Origin of the sequence: Paraburkholderia sp. MPAMCS5 (assembly GCF_036016995.1) — a bacterium.
Lineage (GTDB): Bacteria > Pseudomonadota > Gammaproteobacteria > Burkholderiales > Burkholderiaceae > Paraburkholderia.
In genome coordinates this window covers 25,924-44,070 of the sequence record NZ_JAYXBK010000012.1, presented here as the reverse complement: position 1 = coordinate 44,070, position 18,147 = coordinate 25,924, and the positions used below count along the sequence as shown (strand labels likewise).

13 protein-coding genes are annotated in these 18,147 nt (G+C 65.5%); all 13 read right to left on the bottom strand.

Features of this window, described 5'->3' with window-relative positions:
- Positions 1 to 100 precede the first annotated feature (100 nt).
- Entirely contained in the window at positions 101 to 823 is a 723-nt protein-coding gene (tagF, locus tag VOM14_RS23265) for a type VI secretion system-associated protein TagF (RefSeq protein ID WP_327631109.1), read from the bottom strand.
- The gene (tssM, locus tag VOM14_RS23260) at positions 820 to 4,359 is read right to left on the bottom strand and encodes a type VI secretion system membrane subunit TssM (protein WP_327631108.1); all 3,540 of its coding nucleotides are present in this window, start codon (positions 4,357 to 4,359) and stop codon (positions 820 to 822) included. Before tssM ends, tagF begins: the two co-directional genes overlap by 4 nt.
- A gap of 43 nt (positions 4,360 to 4,402) precedes the next feature.
- Positions 4,403 to 5,692, bottom strand: coding sequence for a type VI secretion system protein TssL, long form (gene tssL, locus VOM14_RS23255; protein WP_327631107.1), 1,290 nt, complete (start codon positions 5,690 to 5,692; stop codon positions 4,403 to 4,405).
- A 23-nt stretch (positions 5,693 to 5,715) separates the two neighbouring features.
- Positions 5,716 to 7,050, bottom strand: a complete 1,335-nt coding sequence (tssK, locus tag VOM14_RS23250; protein WP_327631106.1) for a type VI secretion system baseplate subunit TssK — start codon at positions 7,048 to 7,050, stop codon at positions 5,716 to 5,718.
- A 21-nt stretch (positions 7,051 to 7,071) separates the two neighbouring features.
- Positions 7,072 to 8,790, bottom strand: a complete 1,719-nt coding sequence (gene tagH, locus VOM14_RS23245) for a type VI secretion system-associated FHA domain protein TagH (protein WP_327631105.1) — start codon at positions 8,788 to 8,790, stop codon at positions 7,072 to 7,074.
- A gap of 34 nt (positions 8,791 to 8,824) precedes the next feature.
- Positions 8,825 to 10,816: a type VI secretion system Vgr family protein gene (locus VOM14_RS23240; protein WP_327631104.1), complete on the bottom strand. Its 1,992-nt coding sequence runs from the start codon at positions 10,814 to 10,816 to the stop codon at positions 8,825 to 8,827.
- 1 nt (position 10,817) lies between these two features.
- On the bottom strand, positions 10,818 to 11,207 hold the full coding sequence (locus tag VOM14_RS23235; RefSeq protein ID WP_327631103.1) for a DUF4280 domain-containing protein: 390 nt from the start codon (positions 11,205 to 11,207) through the stop codon (positions 10,818 to 10,820).
- 53 nt (positions 11,208 to 11,260) lie between these two features.
- Complete coding sequence (gene tssH, locus VOM14_RS23230; protein WP_327631102.1) at positions 11,261 to 13,981, bottom strand: type VI secretion system ATPase TssH; 2,721 nt, start codon at positions 13,979 to 13,981, stop codon at positions 11,261 to 11,263.
- Positions 13,974 to 15,023, bottom strand: coding sequence for a type VI secretion system baseplate subunit TssG (tssG, locus tag VOM14_RS23225; protein ID WP_327631101.1), 1,050 nt, complete (start codon positions 15,021 to 15,023; stop codon positions 13,974 to 13,976). The genes tssH and tssG overlap by 8 nt, the downstream gene beginning before the upstream one ends.
- Positions 15,008 to 16,903: a type VI secretion system baseplate subunit TssF gene (tssF, locus tag VOM14_RS23220; RefSeq protein WP_327631100.1), complete on the bottom strand. Its 1,896-nt coding sequence runs from the start codon at positions 16,901 to 16,903 to the stop codon at positions 15,008 to 15,010. Before tssF ends, tssG begins: the two co-directional genes overlap by 16 nt.
- A gap of 4 nt (positions 16,904 to 16,907) precedes the next feature.
- On the bottom strand, positions 16,908 to 17,420 hold the full coding sequence (gene tssE, locus VOM14_RS23215) for a type VI secretion system baseplate subunit TssE (protein WP_327631099.1): 513 nt from the start codon (positions 17,418 to 17,420) through the stop codon (positions 16,908 to 16,910).
- Positions 17,413 to 17,547, bottom strand: coding sequence for a hypothetical protein (locus VOM14_RS23210; protein WP_327631098.1), 135 nt, complete (start codon positions 17,545 to 17,547; stop codon positions 17,413 to 17,415). Before VOM14_RS23210 ends, tssE begins: the two co-directional genes overlap by 8 nt.
- Before the next feature lie 82 nt (positions 17,548 to 17,629).
- The gene (locus tag VOM14_RS23205; RefSeq protein WP_327631097.1) at positions 17,630 to 18,118 is read right to left on the bottom strand and encodes an Hcp family type VI secretion system effector; all 489 of its coding nucleotides are present in this window, start codon (positions 18,116 to 18,118) and stop codon (positions 17,630 to 17,632) included.
- Positions 18,119 to 18,147 lie beyond the last annotated feature (29 nt).

Genomic DNA, 18,147 nt, shown 5'->3' with positions numbered 1-18,147 from the left:
CCGCAAGCATCGTCGGCGGGCGTCAACAGGAAACGAGCGCGATTCCTCATTCTTCAAAGACGAGCGAGGCCGCTGCATTTTGAACACTCACGCGATGCGCTCACCCTGGATCGCGAGGCCCGCAGCCTGTCGCTTCATGCCCGCTATAAAGAAGCGCAGTCCACTCCCAGTGTGCGTCCGCCGTGTCCAGCAAGCTCGCGAAACACTGTTCGTCCGGCAGCCCGGCCGCGATGCGCAGTGTCGGCGGCGTAGTGTCGGAGCCGTTGCTCCACCACGCGCTGCGCCGAGGAGTCATGTGCGCGCAAAGGACATCGACGAATGCCTCGGTCGTCCCCGACCGGTCACTCGCCACGACGCCCCAAGGCCATGCTTCGACAACGGTCTGGGCAACCACGAGTTCCTGCAATGCCTCGTCAAACCGCTCGAGTACAAAGTCATCGTCGAGCGTCGAGAGGGCCAACCTCGCGGCACAGTCGAACCACGCCCCGGCGCCTTTGAGCCATTGCATGAGATCGTCATCGGGAATCGGCGACGCAATCGTGAACGGAAAATATCGCCCGACCCTGTCGACGCCAGGCATCAGCACCCCGGCCCACGCCATCTGTCCGCACACGCCCGCGCGCAACGCAAAGCACCACAGTGGCGCGCTCAGATAAACCGAAAGCCACTGTGCACCGAAAGCCTGTCGCGCGAACAGCATGCCTTTTTGCAACACGTCATCCCAACGCCTCACGAATCCGGCTGGCAGACGTCGCGTCACAAAGTCCCCATGCGTGCGCACCTTGCCGAAAAATCCCGGCGCTTGCACAAGCGCCTCGTTCATAGCCGATCCGGACAGCGGAATTGCTCGAGCGCGGCGCGGCGAAACGGGTTCACCACGCTGCTGGCGGCCAGCTCGAACTCGGCGTTGCGCCCATCCGACTGAAAACTCAGGCGGAAGCGGTCGGGCTGCGAGGTGGGTTGCAAATGCGCGCTATCCATCAACCGCAGCAGCGCCCACGGACCCTCAGCGCGCGCCGCCCAGGCGCCGCCTGGCGGTAGAAATTCGACGTGGGCCTGTCCGGTGCCTTTGCCGCTCGGCCACTGGAACATCATCGACTGGGGCACGCCGGGTTTGACGACCAGTTGCTGTCCGTCGATATCCAGCGTGAACTGCGTAATCGACGCATCGATGGCGAGCGGTTTGATCTCGAAGCGCACGGACACATCGCGCCCGCCCGCGCGGAAAAACGCGTCGCGGATCTGCGCCGCGCGCTGGAACTGCGTCAGCACGTCGACGGGAATGCCGAGGCTGTCGGCACCATTGCGCCAGCGCCATTGCGGTCCCGACATGTCGACCAGCATCATCAGGTTCTTCTGGAAGAAATCGTCGATGAGGCCGCCCGGCCCGAGCAGTCGGCCGAAATCGTCGGGCGCCGCATCGCGCGTGGAGGCACGCACCAGCGGATAGCGGCCGTCGAGCGCCTGTCGGCATAAGTGCGCAACATTCGCCTGCCACAACGCATTGAGCCGCGCCCGCTCGCCGCCGACCATCAGCGCGCCCGCGCCCGCGGCGACGTTGGCGGCCACCGTCGCCAGCGGCGGCGGCGCGCCTTGCGCGCTCAGTTTGAGTTTGTTCAGCGCATCGCCGGGAGGCGGCGGCAAGCCCTGACGGCGCGCCGCATCCGCTGCTTCAAGGTAGTTGGCTGCATCTTTCAGCGCGGCGAGTTGCACGTCCAGCGGAACCGGCCCTGGCGCGCCGGCTTTACCGGCGAGATCATGCAGCGCCTGAAAATGCGCGTCGACAGGATTGAGTTCGACCGCCGCAGGCGCGTCGTCCGGCTGGCTGCCGAGCACGCTTTCGAGGCGCTTTTTCGCCGCGTCCAGCTTGCCGCTCAATGCGGCCACACCCTGCCCGGCCAGCGAAGCGCCGGTCTTCGTCGTGCCGAGCGTGGTTTCCTGTGCCGCGGCCAGCATCAGCGAGCGCAGCGGCGAGTCGGGCGCCGCGAGCAGGTTCGCGACGCGCGCGCCTTTTTCAATGCCGTCGAACGGCACGACATCGACATCGTTCAGCAAGGCATCCCACTGACGGATGTACTCGTCATAGTAAAGACGCGTGATGCCGAGCTTCAGATCCCCGATGCCGGTCGGCGTCAGTACGGATTCCTCACGGCCCAGCACCCAGTCGTCTTTCGCGATGTCGCTCACCGCGTCATCACGCAACTGGCCGAATTTCTGGTAGCCGGCGCGCGTGTAAGCGCCCGGCACGCCGCGCGTCAACGGCGCTCCGCTCCTGCGCACGAGCACCAGCGCGGCGTTGCGCCCGGCTGCGTTGGCGACGCTGAACTCCTGCGGCTCCATCTGTTCGAGGTTGCGTTTGACGCGGTTGAAGAGGCGCTGGGTCAGCGGCATTCTGGCGAGCGTCGCGCGCGCCTGCGCGATGAGGTCTTTGTCGAGCGGCAGCGATGCATCGAAGCGCGCCGGCTGGAACAGCGCCGCGAGATGGCCGTTGATATCGTTACGCTGATCGTCGCTGGCATCGCGCAACGGGCCGCGCCGCCAGTCGACGTCGGCCCATAGGCGCACGGCGTCGGCATCGTAATGCAGCGAATCGCCGAGCATCAGGTAGGCGCGCAAGACTTCGTACTGGAACTCGGGACTGTTCGCGTCGCCGCGTCGCAACTCGTCTTCCATCCGGCTCACGAGGAGCGGCAGCAAGGTTTGCCTGAGCAACCGGCGATAGGTGGTCTGCGCCTCCTGGCCGAGCTTGTCGCCCTGACTCAGGCCGAGCCGCGACAGCCACGGCGCGTTTGTCTCGCGATCCGCATAGCCGCCGGGGATGTCCCGCGCGGCATTGAGCAGCGGCAGCAGCGCCAACGGGTTGTCGCCGGGCTGCGTGGTCTGCGCCAGTTTCTGCAACCCGGCGACATGCTGTTGAACGTCGGCGATATACGCGCGGTTGCGTTGATAGCTGATGAAGAACAGCACCAGCGCCAGCACCGTCAGTACACCGATCGCGAGCAGCGCCGCACGCTGGAACCACGCGCGGCGTCTCTCCAGCTTCGGGTTCACACCGGCCAGCCCGGCTTCCTCGAAGATCACTTCGCGTAACAGCCGCGTGATGAAATAAGCGCGCCCGCTGGCCGGATCGGGCAACACGACCTGCCGTTGCAGCCCCAGCGCGGCAGCCACCGCGCTCATCGCGCGATCGATAGGCCGGCCCTCCTGAGTGCCGCTGGTGAAATACACGCCGCGCAGCAAAGCGGAGTCGTCAAAGCGGGACGTGCTGAAGCTCTCGTTCAGAAACGTCTTCAGCGCGCCTTCGAGACCGGCGAACTGTTGCGGGAAGCCGTAGACGAGCGCACGCCGGCGCGGGTCGGTTTCACGTTGCATCCGGTTCAGCACTCTCGCCTGCAACTGCTTCTCCAATGCGTCGAACTCCGCTGGGAACGCAGCCAGCAAGTCATCGGGCGAGCCTTGTTCGCTGTATGGAAAAGTCACGCCCCACACCTGTTCGCGCTCGTCCCTGCCAAGATCGTCGAAAAATTCAGCGAAGCCCGCCAGCAGATCGCACATGGTGACGACCACGTAGACCGGAAAGCGCATGCCAAGCCGGCCGTACAGTTCCTTGAGCCGTTCGCGCACGGCGTTCGCCTGCTGCGCGCGCTGCGTCTCCGGCAATTGCAGCAGATCGCGCGCCGAGATCGCCACGATCACGCCATTGAGCGGCCGGCGCGGCCTGTACTTGCGCAGCAGTTGCAGGAAGCCGGCCCACGCCGCCTGATCGGCCGGGGCAAAGCTGTCCTGCGTCGTGAAGCGGCCGGCGGTATCGAGCAGCACGGCGTCGTCGGTGAACCACCAGTCGCAATGGCGGGTGCCGCCCACGCCGCCCACCGACTGCTTGCCGAGCCGGTCGGCGAGCGGGAACTTGAGCCCGGAATTGACGAGCGCGGTGGTCTTGCCGGTGCCGGGCGCGCCGACGAACATGTACCACGGCAACTGATAAACATACTGACTGCCGAAGCGGCCCTTGATGCGCGCCTTGCGCAACGTTGCCATGGCGGCTTCGAAACGCTCCTTCAAGGCGGCGACGTCGGCCTCGGATTCCTTCTTGCCCGGCGCGGGTTCGGTCGGCCCTTCGGCCGCCACGCGCGTGAATCTGACGTTGGCCAGACGCATCGTCAGCCAGCGCACGCTCCAGTACAGCGCCCACAGCAGCAACAAAACGACGATCACGGTCCAGCGGCTCGCGGCCGTTTCGAGCGGCTCGTGCCCCGCATACGCGACGAGCGGCCCTTCCACCCAGACGATCAGCGAGAGCGCCAGCACGCCGAGCAGAGACAGCACAATGGGCCGTTTCAGCCAGTTGAAGAGCTTCATGAGCAGCGACCTCCCGGGCGCGACGCATCGGCTGCCACGCTTTTCATGACGCCGCTCCCGGCGCCAGCACCGTGATATCGACACGGCGATTGCGTGCGCGATTCGCGCTCGTGTCGTTCGGCGCGATCGGCTCGGCGTCGCCGCGCCCTTCGGCGCTGAAGCGGCCCGCATTGCCCGCGCGGGCGGCCAGCATGTCGCGCACCGCTTCCGCGCGCGCCTGCGACAGATGCCAGTTCGACGGGAAGCGCGCGGAGAAAACCCGCTGGTTGTCCGTATGGCCGGCGACGACGATATTGCCTGGCACTTCCTTCAACGCATCGCCGATACGCTGAACGAGCGGCACGAACCCCGGCGCGAGTTCGGCGCTGCCCGAGGCGAACAGACCGTCACCATTGATCGTGACGATCGTCCGGTCAGGCAGTTCGGCGACGCGCACGAGACCGCGGGCAATTTCCGGCGCGAGAAACTGCGAGAGCTTCGGCGCTAATCTGGGCGCGGCGGCAAGCTTCGAGGCGAGCGCCGGCGCGGGCGCCACCCTGATGCCATGCAAGGCCTCGAAAACGCGATCGGACGTGTCGTTCAGATTGAAGCTGAGCACGAGGTGGACGACCACCAGCCCCATGCAGGCAACAGCCGCGGCAACCCACAACGGCACGAGCCGCAGCAGCGGCTTGCGCTCGAATCTGACCGGCAGCCAGTGCGGCGAGAGGTCGCGCTCGGCGCCGCCGCGCTGAGCGCGAATCATGTGCTCAAGGCGCTCGCGAATCGTGTCGAGCTGTGTGCGGCCGCCGTCGATCAGACGGTAACGTCCCTCGAAACCCAGGCCGAGAATCACATAGATCAGTTCGAGTACGTCGATGTTCGCAGCCGGATTTTGCGCGAGTCGTTGCAGGATCAGGAAAAAGCGCTCACCGCCCGACGCCTCGTTGTGAAACGTCACGAGCAGGCTGCGGCTGCCCCACAAGCCCGCACCCCACGGCGTGCTGGCGATCGCCTCGTCGATAAAGGTGCACAGGCAGTAGCGCGATGCGCCGAGCTTCTCGTCGTCGATGCCGTTGGCGCGGCCTTGCACTTCGAAGCCGCGCATCATCTGGATCAACTGGTTGCGCAGTTCGTCGACATTCGGGTGAGTCGGCAATTGACGCAGCGGCAGCGCCAGCTCGATCAACGGGTTCGCAGCCCGCAGCAGCGGGTTGAGGCCGCGGCTCGCGGCCAGCATCGGCGCGGGCGATGCCGCGGCCGCCATGAACGCCGCGCGGGCGCGGCCGGGTGTCGGAATCAGGATCGTGGCGCCGGGATCGTCGCCCGGCACGCGCGGTTCGTCAGGAGTCACGATGAACACCTTCAATCAATGCGTCAGCGACGAATGGCCCAGAACTCCATCGTCAAGCCGGGAAAGTCGCCGGCGACAAAGAGGGCCATGCCGGCGGACGACGCAAACTGCTTCCACAGATCGTTGCCGCGATCGAGTTCGAAGTAGGTAAAGCCGGCATGGAACGGCAACTGCTGCGGCGCGACCGGCAACGCTCGCAGGCCGATGCCCGGCAATTGCAGATTGACCAGATCGCGAATGCGCTCGATCGGTCCGATCTTCACCTGCGGCGCGAAGCCGGTCAGAATGCGCTCCGCCGGCATCTGGGCGCGCACCGCGAGCACGAAGGCGGCGTCGGCGAAAAGGTTCTTGTCCGGCACGAGCGCCACGCGCAGGCCGAACTTGCGTTCTTCAAGCGGAATCGGCACCGCGTGCGGGTCCATGACCATGCTGAGCGACGCGCGCAGATCGTCGATCACGGGCGCGAAGGTTTCCCGCAGCCACTCGTGGCGGTACACGGGATACGCGGGCGGCCGCTTCGACGCCTGACTGAAGGTGGCAAGTTCGCCGGCCAGTTGCACCGCCATCCGGTACAGGTCTTCCGGATGCAAGCCGGTCATGGTCGAGAGATGGGAGACCAGCGGCTCGTGACCGTTGATCAATTGCAGCAACAGGAATTGCGCCACCTCGGCGACGCCCGTCACGGTGGGCTGCGCGAGGCGCGCGGCCAATGCCTCGCCGCGCTGATGCAGCAGGCCCAGCAGATCGTCGACGAACGCGCCGAGCCGGTGCGCCACCCGATAATCGAGACACGGCGGGCTGTAGTCGTTTTCGAGCACGACGCGGTTGTCGGGCAAGCGCTCAAGCACGCGCGCGACGCCGAGCGCGGTGTACGCGTTCGCCACGTCGGGCGCGAGCGCGAGGCGCACGCGCAGCTTGCCGATTTGCATGAGCGCGCTCACGGCGTTCGGATCGTTGCTGTCGCTGACGTCCAGGTCAGCGACGCGGTGCCGCGCGAAGTTGTCCTCGCCCGCTTCGTTGCCGGTCTCGGCCACGCCCGGCCTGCGCACCGGCAGCGCCAGTTGGACCAGCATGTTGCGCGTGCCTTCGGGAATATCCAGCGGCTCGGGCAGATCGTCGTCGACGGGAAGGTCGAACGGCGTGCCGTCCGGCAGCACGCCGGAGCATGACAGCAGCGAGAGCTTGCCGAGCTTGAGCAATGGCTCGTCGATCTCCAGCGCGGAGAAGCCCCAGCCATACGCGCGCAAGCCGGCGGCGCGCATCTCCAGTTGCCTCTGCAGATAGCGGTCGTGCTGCTGCAGATGCTGAGGCTGGAGAAACATCCCCTCCGACCAGATGACTTTGCTGTTCCAGGACATGTTGTCTCATTCAAAAATGGATCAGTGAGGATCGGCCGGGTCCGCCGCCTGGCGCTCGCGGGCCGCATGCAGTGCTTCGATCTGCGCTTCGTACGCGTCGTTGAACGCCTTGCCGAAGAGCTTCTGGATGTCGTCATCGGCTTCGCGCGTCACCGCGCCCTGCACTTCGACGAACAGATCCCACAGCTTCGCCTTGCGGTTCGACAGCACCTTCTCCAGCGCGCCGGGCTCTTTCAGGCGGCCCTCGATGAGCGCCGGGTCGAAGCGACCGAGCACGTGCGCGAGCGCCGCGCGCATCCCGGCGATCACGGCGAGTTCGTGTGCCTCGATATCGTTGAAGGCGCGCGCGAGCGCTTCTCCCGGCGGCAGATAGCCGGCGCTGCGGCCAGTCAGCATCTGCGCCAGCGCGCTGTCGACGTCGGGGAAAAATTTGAGCGGGTTGTTATCGCGCGCGACGATCATCGTGGTGTCGAGGCGCGCTTCGCGTTTGGTGATGGACCGTGCGCGCAGCACAGCCATCGTGCCGCGCAGCGACTCGCGCAGCATTTCGCCGACAAGCCGCGCAAATTCGGCCTCAGGCAGATTGGGCGCGCGCGACGCGTCGAGTCCGAGCCCTGCGAGCAGCGCGTGGAAAGTCGCGCTGTTGCCGCTTTCCGGAGCGCGTGCGTACGGGCGTGCCTGCGTGCCTGGCGTGGCCGGCGGCACGGCGTGCTCGTGGCTGTCGGCCGCCGTGGTGGCGAATGTCTGAGGTGGCGCAATCGGAGCGGGCGGCGTGGGATCTGACTGGGCAGACGCCGCAGCAGGCGTGACAAGCCGTGCACTGGCGGCCTGCGGCGCCACGACCGGCACGACCACGGGCACCACCGGCGCGGACGGAACCGCTGGCGCGGACAGAGACGCGGACGGCGGCGCTGAGGTCGCCGGGAACAGATCGTCGAAAGGTGTCGCGACCGGGCTCGTCGCGCAAGTGTCGAGCAACCCGGCGGGCAAGCCGGTCGGGCCGCCCTGAGGCGCCGGCGCGGGCGACGCCATCTCGTGCGCCGCATGATGCGGCGTCGCCGAAAACTGCCCGCTGCCCGGTTGCGCGGGCGTCTCCCATTGCGCCAGCGCGTCGGCGAGCGGATCGTAGTCCGCCGGAATGCCCTGGGCCAGCGGCGCTATCGGGCCACGCTCCTGTGCCGGTTGCGACACCGGAAACGCCCGCAGCTCCGGCGACACGTGATCGCTCTCCGAGCCCGTGAAACGCGGCTGCGTGGAGGTTCCCTGCTGCGCCCCGAAGCCTGGCTGGCCGAGCGGATCGAGCGCGCCGATTCGCAGCGCGTCCGCCTCGGAATCGGCCGGCAATGGACCGCCGAGAACCTGCGCCGCGCTCAGCGGATCGTGTCCGCCCGTCAGGCTGCGCAGCCCCGCCGCCGCCTCGCCGATCGACACTTCAAGCAGATACGCGCCGACCAGCAGGCGATCGCCATCCGCGAGACGGGCCTCGCGCGTGCCACCCAGCGCGCGCTGGTTCAACACGCTGGGATTGCTGCCGAGATCGCACAACAGATAGTCGCCGCCGCGAAACTCCACGCGCGCATGAACGCGCGAAATGGCGCGCTGCGGATCGGGCAGCACGAGGTTGCAGTCACTCGCTCGGCCAATCGTGCCGCCAGCCGGCCCGAACTCGACCACGATCGGTTCGGCCACCGCCTCGTCGTTGAATTGCACCACACGCAGCGAAAGAATCGGATAGCTCACTTGTCTCCTCACCACCAGTCAGATTGACATCAGGTCATGACTTGATCTTTTTGGTCCCGTCATCGGCATCTTTTGGCGCGCTCGGCGCGCCCGGCGACGAACCGCTGCCGGACTCCGCCGACCCGCCGGAGTTGAGCAGGATCGGCGTGCCCGACACGGCGACACTCACTGGCCCCACCACCACGAAGGCGCCTCCCGCTTTCAGCGTGATACTCGCGCCCGCCTCGATCACGACGTTCATGCCGGCCTTGATATGGATGTTCATGCCTGCATCGAGCGCATAGTCCATCCCGACTTTTTCCTGCAACTTCTGCGCGACCTTGAGCGACGCATTGCCGTCGACGCTCGCGTTCTGATCGCCTGTCACGGCGTCGTGCCGCGTGCCGGCAATCGCCACGAACTCATTGCCGGTGATTTTCAGATGACGGTCGTTGCCGACGTTGGCGAGCATGTCGTTCTTCACCCAGGTTTCGTGATCCTTTTCGGCGTGGAAAAACAATTGCTCCTCGCCTTTGTTGTCGTCAAAGCGCATTTCGTTGAAGCCGCCGCCGCCCTTCGTCGAATTGCTCCTGAGCGTCGACAGCGTCTGGTTCGCGGGCAGTTCGAAGGGCGGCATCGTGGCGGCGTTGTAGACGCAGCCGGTAACGAGCGGCCGGTCCGGATTGCCCTCGACAAACTCGACGATCACTTCCTGGCCGATCCGCGGCACAAAGAACGTGCCCCAGCGGTTGCCGGCCCAGCCTTGCGACACGCGCACCCAGCAGCGCTTCATGCGGGCGTCGGCATCGGCGGGCGGCGCAAACTGTTCCCAATGAAACTGCACCTTGATGCGGCCGTATTTGTCGGTGAGGATTTCGTCGCCGTCCGGACCGGCCACCACCGCCGTCTGCGGTCCCGCCACGACAGGCTGCGGCGTCACGCGCTCGGCGCGGAAGTGGTTTTCCTTGCGCAGCGCCGTGAACGCGCAATCGAAGAAAGGCAGCGACGAGTCCTGGCGAATCGTCGACATATAGGCTTCCGAATTGATTTCGTACACCGCGCTGACGACCAGATAGTCGTGATTTTGCGCATCGCAGGCGTGAGCTTCGAGCCTGAACTGGCCGCCCGGCCAGATGCCGCGCGCGCTCGATCGCCCCGAGATGCTGTCGTTGCGCGCTTCGCGAATCTCCACGCCGACTTTCGCATAGCGGTCGCCGTCGCCCGACTGGGTGTGGCCGCTCAGATGCTCCTGCATCGTGTACACCGGCGGGTCGTAGACTTCCGCACGGGTCGCGCGCGAAAGCAGGCCCTGCTGATTGCTCGACGAAGGCTTTTCGAAGTCGTAGTCGTTGACCTCGTATTTGCCCGTCTGCAATTCCGCGCCCGAACTCCAGGCGTAGATGCATTCCTTGTCGGTTCCCGGCTCGTGCCATGCATCGTAGGAAATGGACGGATAGTGAGGGATTGGCGCGTGCACGTCGCTCGAATCGGTCAGCACCAGCGTGTGCTTGCCCGCGCCGTGCTCGAAATAGTAGTAAATGCCCTCGTGTTCCATCAGCCGGCTGATGAAACCGAAATCGGTCTCGCGGTATTGCGCGCAGTGCGGCAACGACGGGTAGCTCGCCGAGCACTTGTTGCTCATGTCGACGTTGTAGTCCTCCAGCACGCTCGTGACGATGTTCAGCACGCTCTTCTCGTGGAAAAAGCGGCTGTGCGATGCGCGCGTGAGCAACCATAGCCGCGGGCGCACCACCGCCTCGTAGCGCGCCATCCGGTTACGCGTGCGATCGCCGGGCGCGACGATCCGGAACGCCGTCACGATGCCGTTGAACTGGCGCTCGCCGTGCGCAGGCAACGCGAGCGCAATCGACATGTCATGGCCGAGCAGATCGCCGGCCCGCAGGTCGTTGCGCGTGCTCAGAAGATCGACGCGCCATTCGCTCAGGCGTCCCAGTTCCTCGGTGCCGCTCATGTGCAGGAACAGCAGATCCTCGCCGGCAGGTGCGCAACTGACGGTGACGTGGCGGTTAGGATCGCGCGTGGTCATGTCAGGGAATCATCGTCTTGACGGTGGCCGGATTGACGATCGTCACCACACCGCCCCAGTTGCACAGGCAGGTCGATACGTTGTCGAGCGAAGGCTGATTGCCGAGCAGCACGGTCGGCGCGCCGGGCGTCCACGGCGTCATGGTCGCGGGCACGCACGGCATCGGCGTGAGCACGCCGAGCGCGGCGCTGGTTGCGGCCGCCACCGCGGGATTCGCGAGCGACGCACACACGCCGAACGGCATGATGTTGACGAGCGGAATGTGGTCCATGATATTCGCCGCGGGCGGCCCCTCGCCCATCACGCGATTGACGGGTAACACCACGAGCGACGAGGGCGTGGCGCCGAACGAACATTGCAGCGTCGCACCCATGCTGACTTGTTGCGGCATAAGAAGGCATCCACCAGGCGAATTACCAAAAACGCGCGCGCGCCGTCTGACGATCAATCGAACGTGTAGAGAAATTCACCGTCGCGCGCCCCGATCTGCACTTTCGACACCGGGCTTCCATTCATCATCCTCGTCAGAAATTCCGTGCTGATGCGCGGCAGCAGCGTGTTGGTCAGAATCGCGTCGATCATGCGCCCGCCGCTTTCGAGTTCGGTGCAGCGGCTGCCGATCAGCGTCACGACGTCGTCGTCATAGGTGAACGGGATCTTGTGCGACGCGCGCATGCGTTTCTCGATGCGCCCCAGTTGCAGACGGATGATCGCGCCGAGCATCTCGTCGGACAGCGGGTAGTAAGGGATGACCACCACGCGACCCAGCAACGCAGGCGGAAACACCTTCAGCAACGGCTCGCGCAGCGCCTTCGCGATGCCTTGCGGCTCGGGCATCCGCTCGGGGTCCTTGCACAGGTTGGTAATCAGGTCCGTGCCGGCATTGGTGGTCAGGATGATCAGCGTGTTCCTGAAGTCGATCACGCGGCCCTCGCCGTCTTCCATCCAGCCTTTGTCGAACACCTGGAAGAATATTTCGTGCACGTCTGGATGCGCCTTCTCCACTTCGTCGAGCAGCACCACGCTGTACGGGCGGCGGCGCACCGCCTCGGTCAGCACGCCGCCTTCGCCGTAGCCGACATAGCCGGGCGGCGCGCCCTTGAGCGACGACACGGTATGCGCTTCCTGGTACTCGCTCATGTTGATCGTGATGACGTTCTGCTCGCCGCCATAGAGGACCTCGGCGAGCGCAAGCGCGGTCTCGGTTTTGCCGACACCCGAGGTGCCGGCCAGCATGAACACGCCGATCGGCTTGTTCGGATTGTCGAGGCCGGCGCGCGAGGTCTGGATGCGCCGCGCGATCATCTCCGTCGCGTGTGCCTGCCCGATGATGCGGCGGTTCAGGTTCTCCGCGAGCTTCAGCACGTTTTCGATTTCGTTGCGCACCATCCGGCCCACGGGTATGCCGGTCCAGTCCTGCACCACCGAGGCGACCGCCTGCTGATCGACGGTCGGCAGGATCAGCGGGTCTTCGCCCTGATGCCCGGCAAGCTGCGCCTGCAAGTCGCGCAGTTCAGCGAGCAGCGTCTCGGGCGCGGCCGTGTCGCTTTGCGCCGCCTTCGCGCCAACCGCCTCCGCCTCCGCCTCGCGGGCGCCTTCGACCTTGCCGGTTTCGCCTCGCAGTTGCGCGCGCAGATCGAGAATGCGCGTGACCAGTTCCTTTTCCGCCTGCCAGCGCGTCTCCAGCTCGGCGAGGCGCGTCTGTTCGGCGGCAAGCTTCTCCGACGCCGCCGCCTGACGTTCCCGCGTGTTGACGCCGACCGCCGTTTCGCGGCCGATGATCGCCAGTTCCGTTTCGAGCGCCATGATGCGTTTGCGCGAATCGTCGACGGAAGCGGGCGTCGCATGCTGGCTGACCGCCACGCGCGCGCAGGCCGTGTCGAGCAGACTGACCGCCTTGTCCGGCAACTGGCGCGCCGGTATGTAGCGATGCGAGAGCCGCACGGCGGCTTCGAGCGCCTCGTCGAGCACCTGCACCTTGTGATGGCGTTCCATCGTCGATGTGACGCCGCGCATCATGAGGATCGCTTTCGTCTCGTCGGGCTCGGGCACCTGCACCACCTGGAAGCGCCGCGTGAGCGCCGGGTCTTTCTCGATGTGCTTCTTGTATTCGGCCCACGTGGTGGCGGCCACCGTGCGCAATGCGCCGCGCGCGAGGGCCGGTTTCAGCAGATTCGCGGCGTCGCCGGTGCCGGCCGCGCCGCCCGCTCCCACGAGCGTATGCGCCTCGTCGATAAACAGGATGATCGGCTTCTCCGAGGCCTGCACCTCCTCGATCACCTGACGCAAACGGTTCTCGAATTCGCCCTTCATGCTTGCGCCCGCCTGCAGCAAACCGACGTCGAGCGTGCGCAACTGCACGTCGCGCAGCGACGGCGGCACGTCGCCCGCCACGATGCGCTGCGCGAAGCCCTCGACAACCGCGGTCTTGCCGACTCCGGCCTCGCCGGTCAGGATCGGATTGTTCTGGCGGCGGCGCATCAGGATATCGACCACCTGGCGAATTTCCTCGTCGCGCCCGACGATCGGATCGAGCTTGCCGTTGCGCGCCTGCTCGGTGAGGTCGGTGGTGAAGCGCCGCAGGGCTTCCTGGTTGCCCATCGCGGCGGGCGGCACGGGGCCGCCGGCGTCACCGTTTTGCGGCGACGCGCCGGCCGTACGGAAACCGTCGCTCGCGCTCATGGCCGCTTCGGGCGACGCGCCAAGCAAACTGTCGAAATCGTCGACGAGCGAATCGAGCTTGACGCGCTCGAACTGGCGCGAGATGCCGTACAAGCCGTTGCGCAACGACGGCGTCTTCAGCAGGCCGACCACCAGATGGCCCGTGCGCACCTGTGCTTCGCCAAACAGCAGCGAGCCGAATACCCAGCCTCGCTCAACCGCTTCTTCCACCTGCGAGGAAATATCGGTCACCGACGTGGCGCCGCGCGGCAAGCGGTCGAGCGCCTCGGTGAGATCGCGCGCCAGCGCGGAAGGTTCGAGCCCGTAATGCCTGACGATGCGGTGCAGGTCCGAGTCCTGCAATTGCAGGATCTGATGAAACCAGTGCGCCAGCTCGATATAAGGATTGCCACGCAGCTTGCAAAAGACGTTCGCGCTCTCTATCGCGCGGAATCCGAGCTTGTTCAGCTTGCCGAACAAGGCCGCGCGTTTGATCTCAGCCATTTTTCCTGTCCCTCGGTGTGGCGCTCCGCGCGCGACCGGCGGTATCGGTCGGGTGCAGGACCAATTGACGCTGATCGCCGCTCGCCGCGCCGCCCAGCGTCCACGTCGTGTAGCCAAGCCGCGCGTCACGCCCGAGCGCAAGCCTCGGCACGTCCTGCTGCCTGAGCACCAGCCGGATATCCCAGTCCATGCCGTCGCGCGCGTAATTGCGCACCCAGTCGACGAGACGGCTGAGGCTTTCGCCACCCGGCAGGAAGCGCTCATAGTCGGCGCGGCTCAGCGGGCCGATGACAATGCGGAACTTGTGCTGGCAATCCCACACGCGCGCGCCAAGCAGCGTCGAGACGCCGAGCGCCGCCGAGCCGTCCGGTGCGCCGAGGCGCGACAGCGAACCCGCGGGCAGCGCCATCCAGTGGCCGACCCACTGTTCGATCTCGACCGGCAGATTGAAAAAGCGCGCCAGCACGAGCTTCAGACCCACCGCCGGACGCGTCGGCGCGGCCAGCAAACCGGCGAAATGCAGTTTGGCGAAATCGGGCACCGCGTCGCGCTCGCGCAGCGCGGCTTCGCCGATACCGAACAGGCTCCCGACATACACGGAAAAGCGATCGTGCTTCGGCCGGTCGAGATTGACAGCCGGTTGCGCGTCGGCCCACGCGCGGTAGAACAGCGACACCATGCGGTGATGGAACACATCCAGAAAGCGCGCGAAGGTGGGATCGTTCGCGTTGCGCGCGCGGTCGCGCACGTACTCCGTGATATGCGTGGGCAGCGGCCCATGCGGCCCGAGCAGACCGAAGAATTTGACCGCGAGGCGCGCGGCGTGCAGTTCGCCGGCGGGCGTGAACGCGCCGAGCGTGGTCGGATGGAACACGAGTTCGGGTTCCTGCACAAAGCGGATTGCGTCGTCGCGCGGTTGCAGCGATTCGCCCATGCGCGGCTTGTCCGGATATGCATTCTCCAGCAGCCGGACAGCCTGGAAGAAGTCGAAGCGATAGACTTCGTCCTGAAACCGGCGCAGCAGTGTCAGAGCGTCTGGCATTGACCGACCCTCGCTGGCCAGCGCATGATTTCGCCGCGCGACAGCGTCTTCACGACCGTCTCGGTGAACGAGTTGATCGACACATATTGCGTGAAATAACGCGCGAGCACAGCGCCGAGCAGGAACGCGCCGGCACCTTCGAACGCGGCATCGTCGAGCGTCAGCGTGACCTCCAGACCGCGGCCAAACACGATAGGACCGGTGCACGGCAGACGCCGCGTCACCGAACGCGAGTCGATCGAGCGCACGCCTTCGATCAGACGCTGGCTCGCGATGTCCTCGGCGGGAGCGTAGAGGCCGAGCAGATCGCGCATGGCGCGCGCGCCTTGCTGTGCGTCGCTATCGAGCAAAGACGCATAGTTCAGCGACAGGTGACTGATCAGCCGCCATGCCACTTCGCCTTGCGCGTAGGAAGGCAATGGCCGGCTTGGACCGCTCACGCAGCGCACGCTCCTGACGGGCGCTTCGACATCGAGCGTGAAATCGGCGGGACCGACGCCGATCGGCATGGTCAGCGGCAAATCGCGGTTGGTGCACAGCACCTGCAAGCCGAGTTGGCGCAGATCGCCGCGAAACGGCGCATTTGCGGCGTCGACCAATGCGATGAACATCTCACTGCCGAGGTAACCGGTCCGTGTTCCGCGCTCGTTCTGACGCGCCGACGGCAGACGCTTTTCGCGACGCACCTGGTAGTAGGCGCCGGCACGATATGTCGAGCCGAGATCGCGCGCGTGGTAGAACGGCTCGAACTGCTGCTCGCCGCCTGCGCCCGCGCTATATCCCGTCGCGCTCTCTATTTGATAGATCTCGAAGTCCATCGGCCGCGTGCGATCGGCGATCACGTGATATTCGAACTGCTCGTCCGACAACGTAATGCGGTCGGTGCGCCGGGAGAACAGATTGATCGCGGGCGTGCAGTGAAGCGCGAAATTGCCGGCGTCGAGCGATTGCTCAAGAAGCGGGTCGCCGCGACTGAGCAACACGACGACTTCTATTTCCGTATCGGCGCATCGCCGGAACGCCGGCTGAAGGCCGTCGATCGCCACGAACATGAAGCGCTGCGGAAAGGCGAAATACTCCTGCAATAAGCGGTAGCCCTGGAACGACTGCCGGCTGACGGGCAGCAATGCTTCGTGTTCGGCAAAACCCACCGGCCGCAGTGCGGTGGCCGGCAATTGCACATGCCACGCCAGCGGACGTTTGACCGGCATGACGACGACGCCGCTCGCCGAACCGAGCAGACGTTCATGAATGCGCGTAGGCAAGCCCTCGGCGCCGCGCAGGTGCAGCGTTAGCTGGTCGAGTTTCAACTGGTTGATTTTCAGGCCGCCCGTCGCGCGCAAGCGCAGCCTGAGGCCGGCCTTGATCGCCTCTGCGCCCGCCATGCCCGGCGGCAGCGCGCCATCCACACCGCCGAGCGAGCCGGCATGCGTGAAGAACCTGGCCTCGGCGATTTCGAGCGGCCAGAGCGTCAGTTCATGCGCGCTCCGAAAGCCGAAGCGAGTCGAGCCGTCCTTGTCGAGCACGCTGCGCAGCGCGCTGCCACGTGGAATCCGCACGCCCTCGGCGAGATTGGAACTGTTGAGATCGGGCTGAATTTGCACGACGGCCATCGACGGCGTCGGCGCAAGATAATGCGGATACACCAGCTCAGCGAGGTGTTGGGTGAAGCGCGGAAATTCCGCGTCGATTTTCAGTTGCACGCGCGCCGCAAGAAAACTGAACCCCTCGAGCAGACGTTCGACATAAGGGTCCGCGCACTCCAGGTTTTCCAGCCCGAGCCGTCCTGCGATCTTCGGAAACTCGCGCGCGAACTCGCCGCCCATTTCCCGCAGATGCTGGAGTTCCTGACTGTAGTATTTGATCAGGTCTGGATTCATGACGTCAGCGCGGTCCGCCCTGGTCGATCACTCTGATTTCGCCGGCTTCCAGATCCAGTTCGGTCCTGAAGTAAAGCCGCTCCGGATAGGGTTGCGCCCACAAATCGCCTTCCACCAGAAACGACACGGTATTGTGCCGCCCGGTCGTCTCTTCGACCTGCATGGAACTGACCCGCACGGTGTCCCGCAGGATGCGCGGCTCGAACGCCCAGATCGCGTCGCGCACCAGCCGTTCGAGTTGCAGCGCATCGACTCCGGAAGCGGTTTTTCCGGCGATGTCGGGCAAGCCGAAATTGATCACCGATGTCGCCACATACGGATAGCCCGACAGATCGTGCACAGACGCGAGACCGTTTGCATTCAGCAGCCAGCCGAGATCGCGCTGCACACTCTGGCGCAGCGCGCGCATCGTCAGGACGCGCCGCTCGCGCGGCTCCTGTTTCGCTTCCGGCTCCAGATCGGTGAGCCGGTCGAGCAGCGAAGGTTGCAGGCGGTCGCGGGAAGTCAGTTCAACCATGGCGCGGCACGGCGTTGCCGCCCTCTTCGAGATGGGCATCCGCATTGGCCAGCTCGCGAACCCGAAGCTGCAACTGCCGCAGGCTTTCTTCAAGGTGGCCTTCGCGCAAACTCTGTTCTGCTGTCATGCCGGTTCGCCCCGTCAAGTCCAGTCGATATCGCCGCGTCATGCCGGGAGCGGCGCGCCATGGCCCCGGCGCGGTGCGTGTGCTAGCTGGTGGCGTTCTTCGCGATGTGCCACTTGTGCTCGATCACGCCGCCCTCCTTCGCGCCCTTCGCGTTCTGCGGCTGATATTCGACGTGGAACTTTCCGAAGTTCAAGGTCACATGTTCCGTGAAACGGTCATCGCCGCCCGAACCGCCGGTCGAATAGGAACTGACGATCACTTCTTCCATGGTGATCTTGTAGTACTCCAGCGGATTATCGCCACCGGCCTTTCGCACGGTCATGAGCGCCTTGTCGATGTGCGTGCCCTGGCAGCAGGCAGCGATGATCGGCGCCGTCGCCTTGTCGGTGAACTTGGTGAATGACATGTCCTGGATCGACACCTTGCCCGCGCCGCCGCCCGTGCCCAGATGCATGGTTCCCGACTGGCTCGCACCCCAGCTCCAGGACAGCACATCGATGCAATCCGCGTGCGTCTTGTCGATCGACTCGCCCTTGATGTCGCCCAGCTTCATAAAAATATCGACAGCCATTTTCTTCTCCATTCAGTGTGATGTGCCAA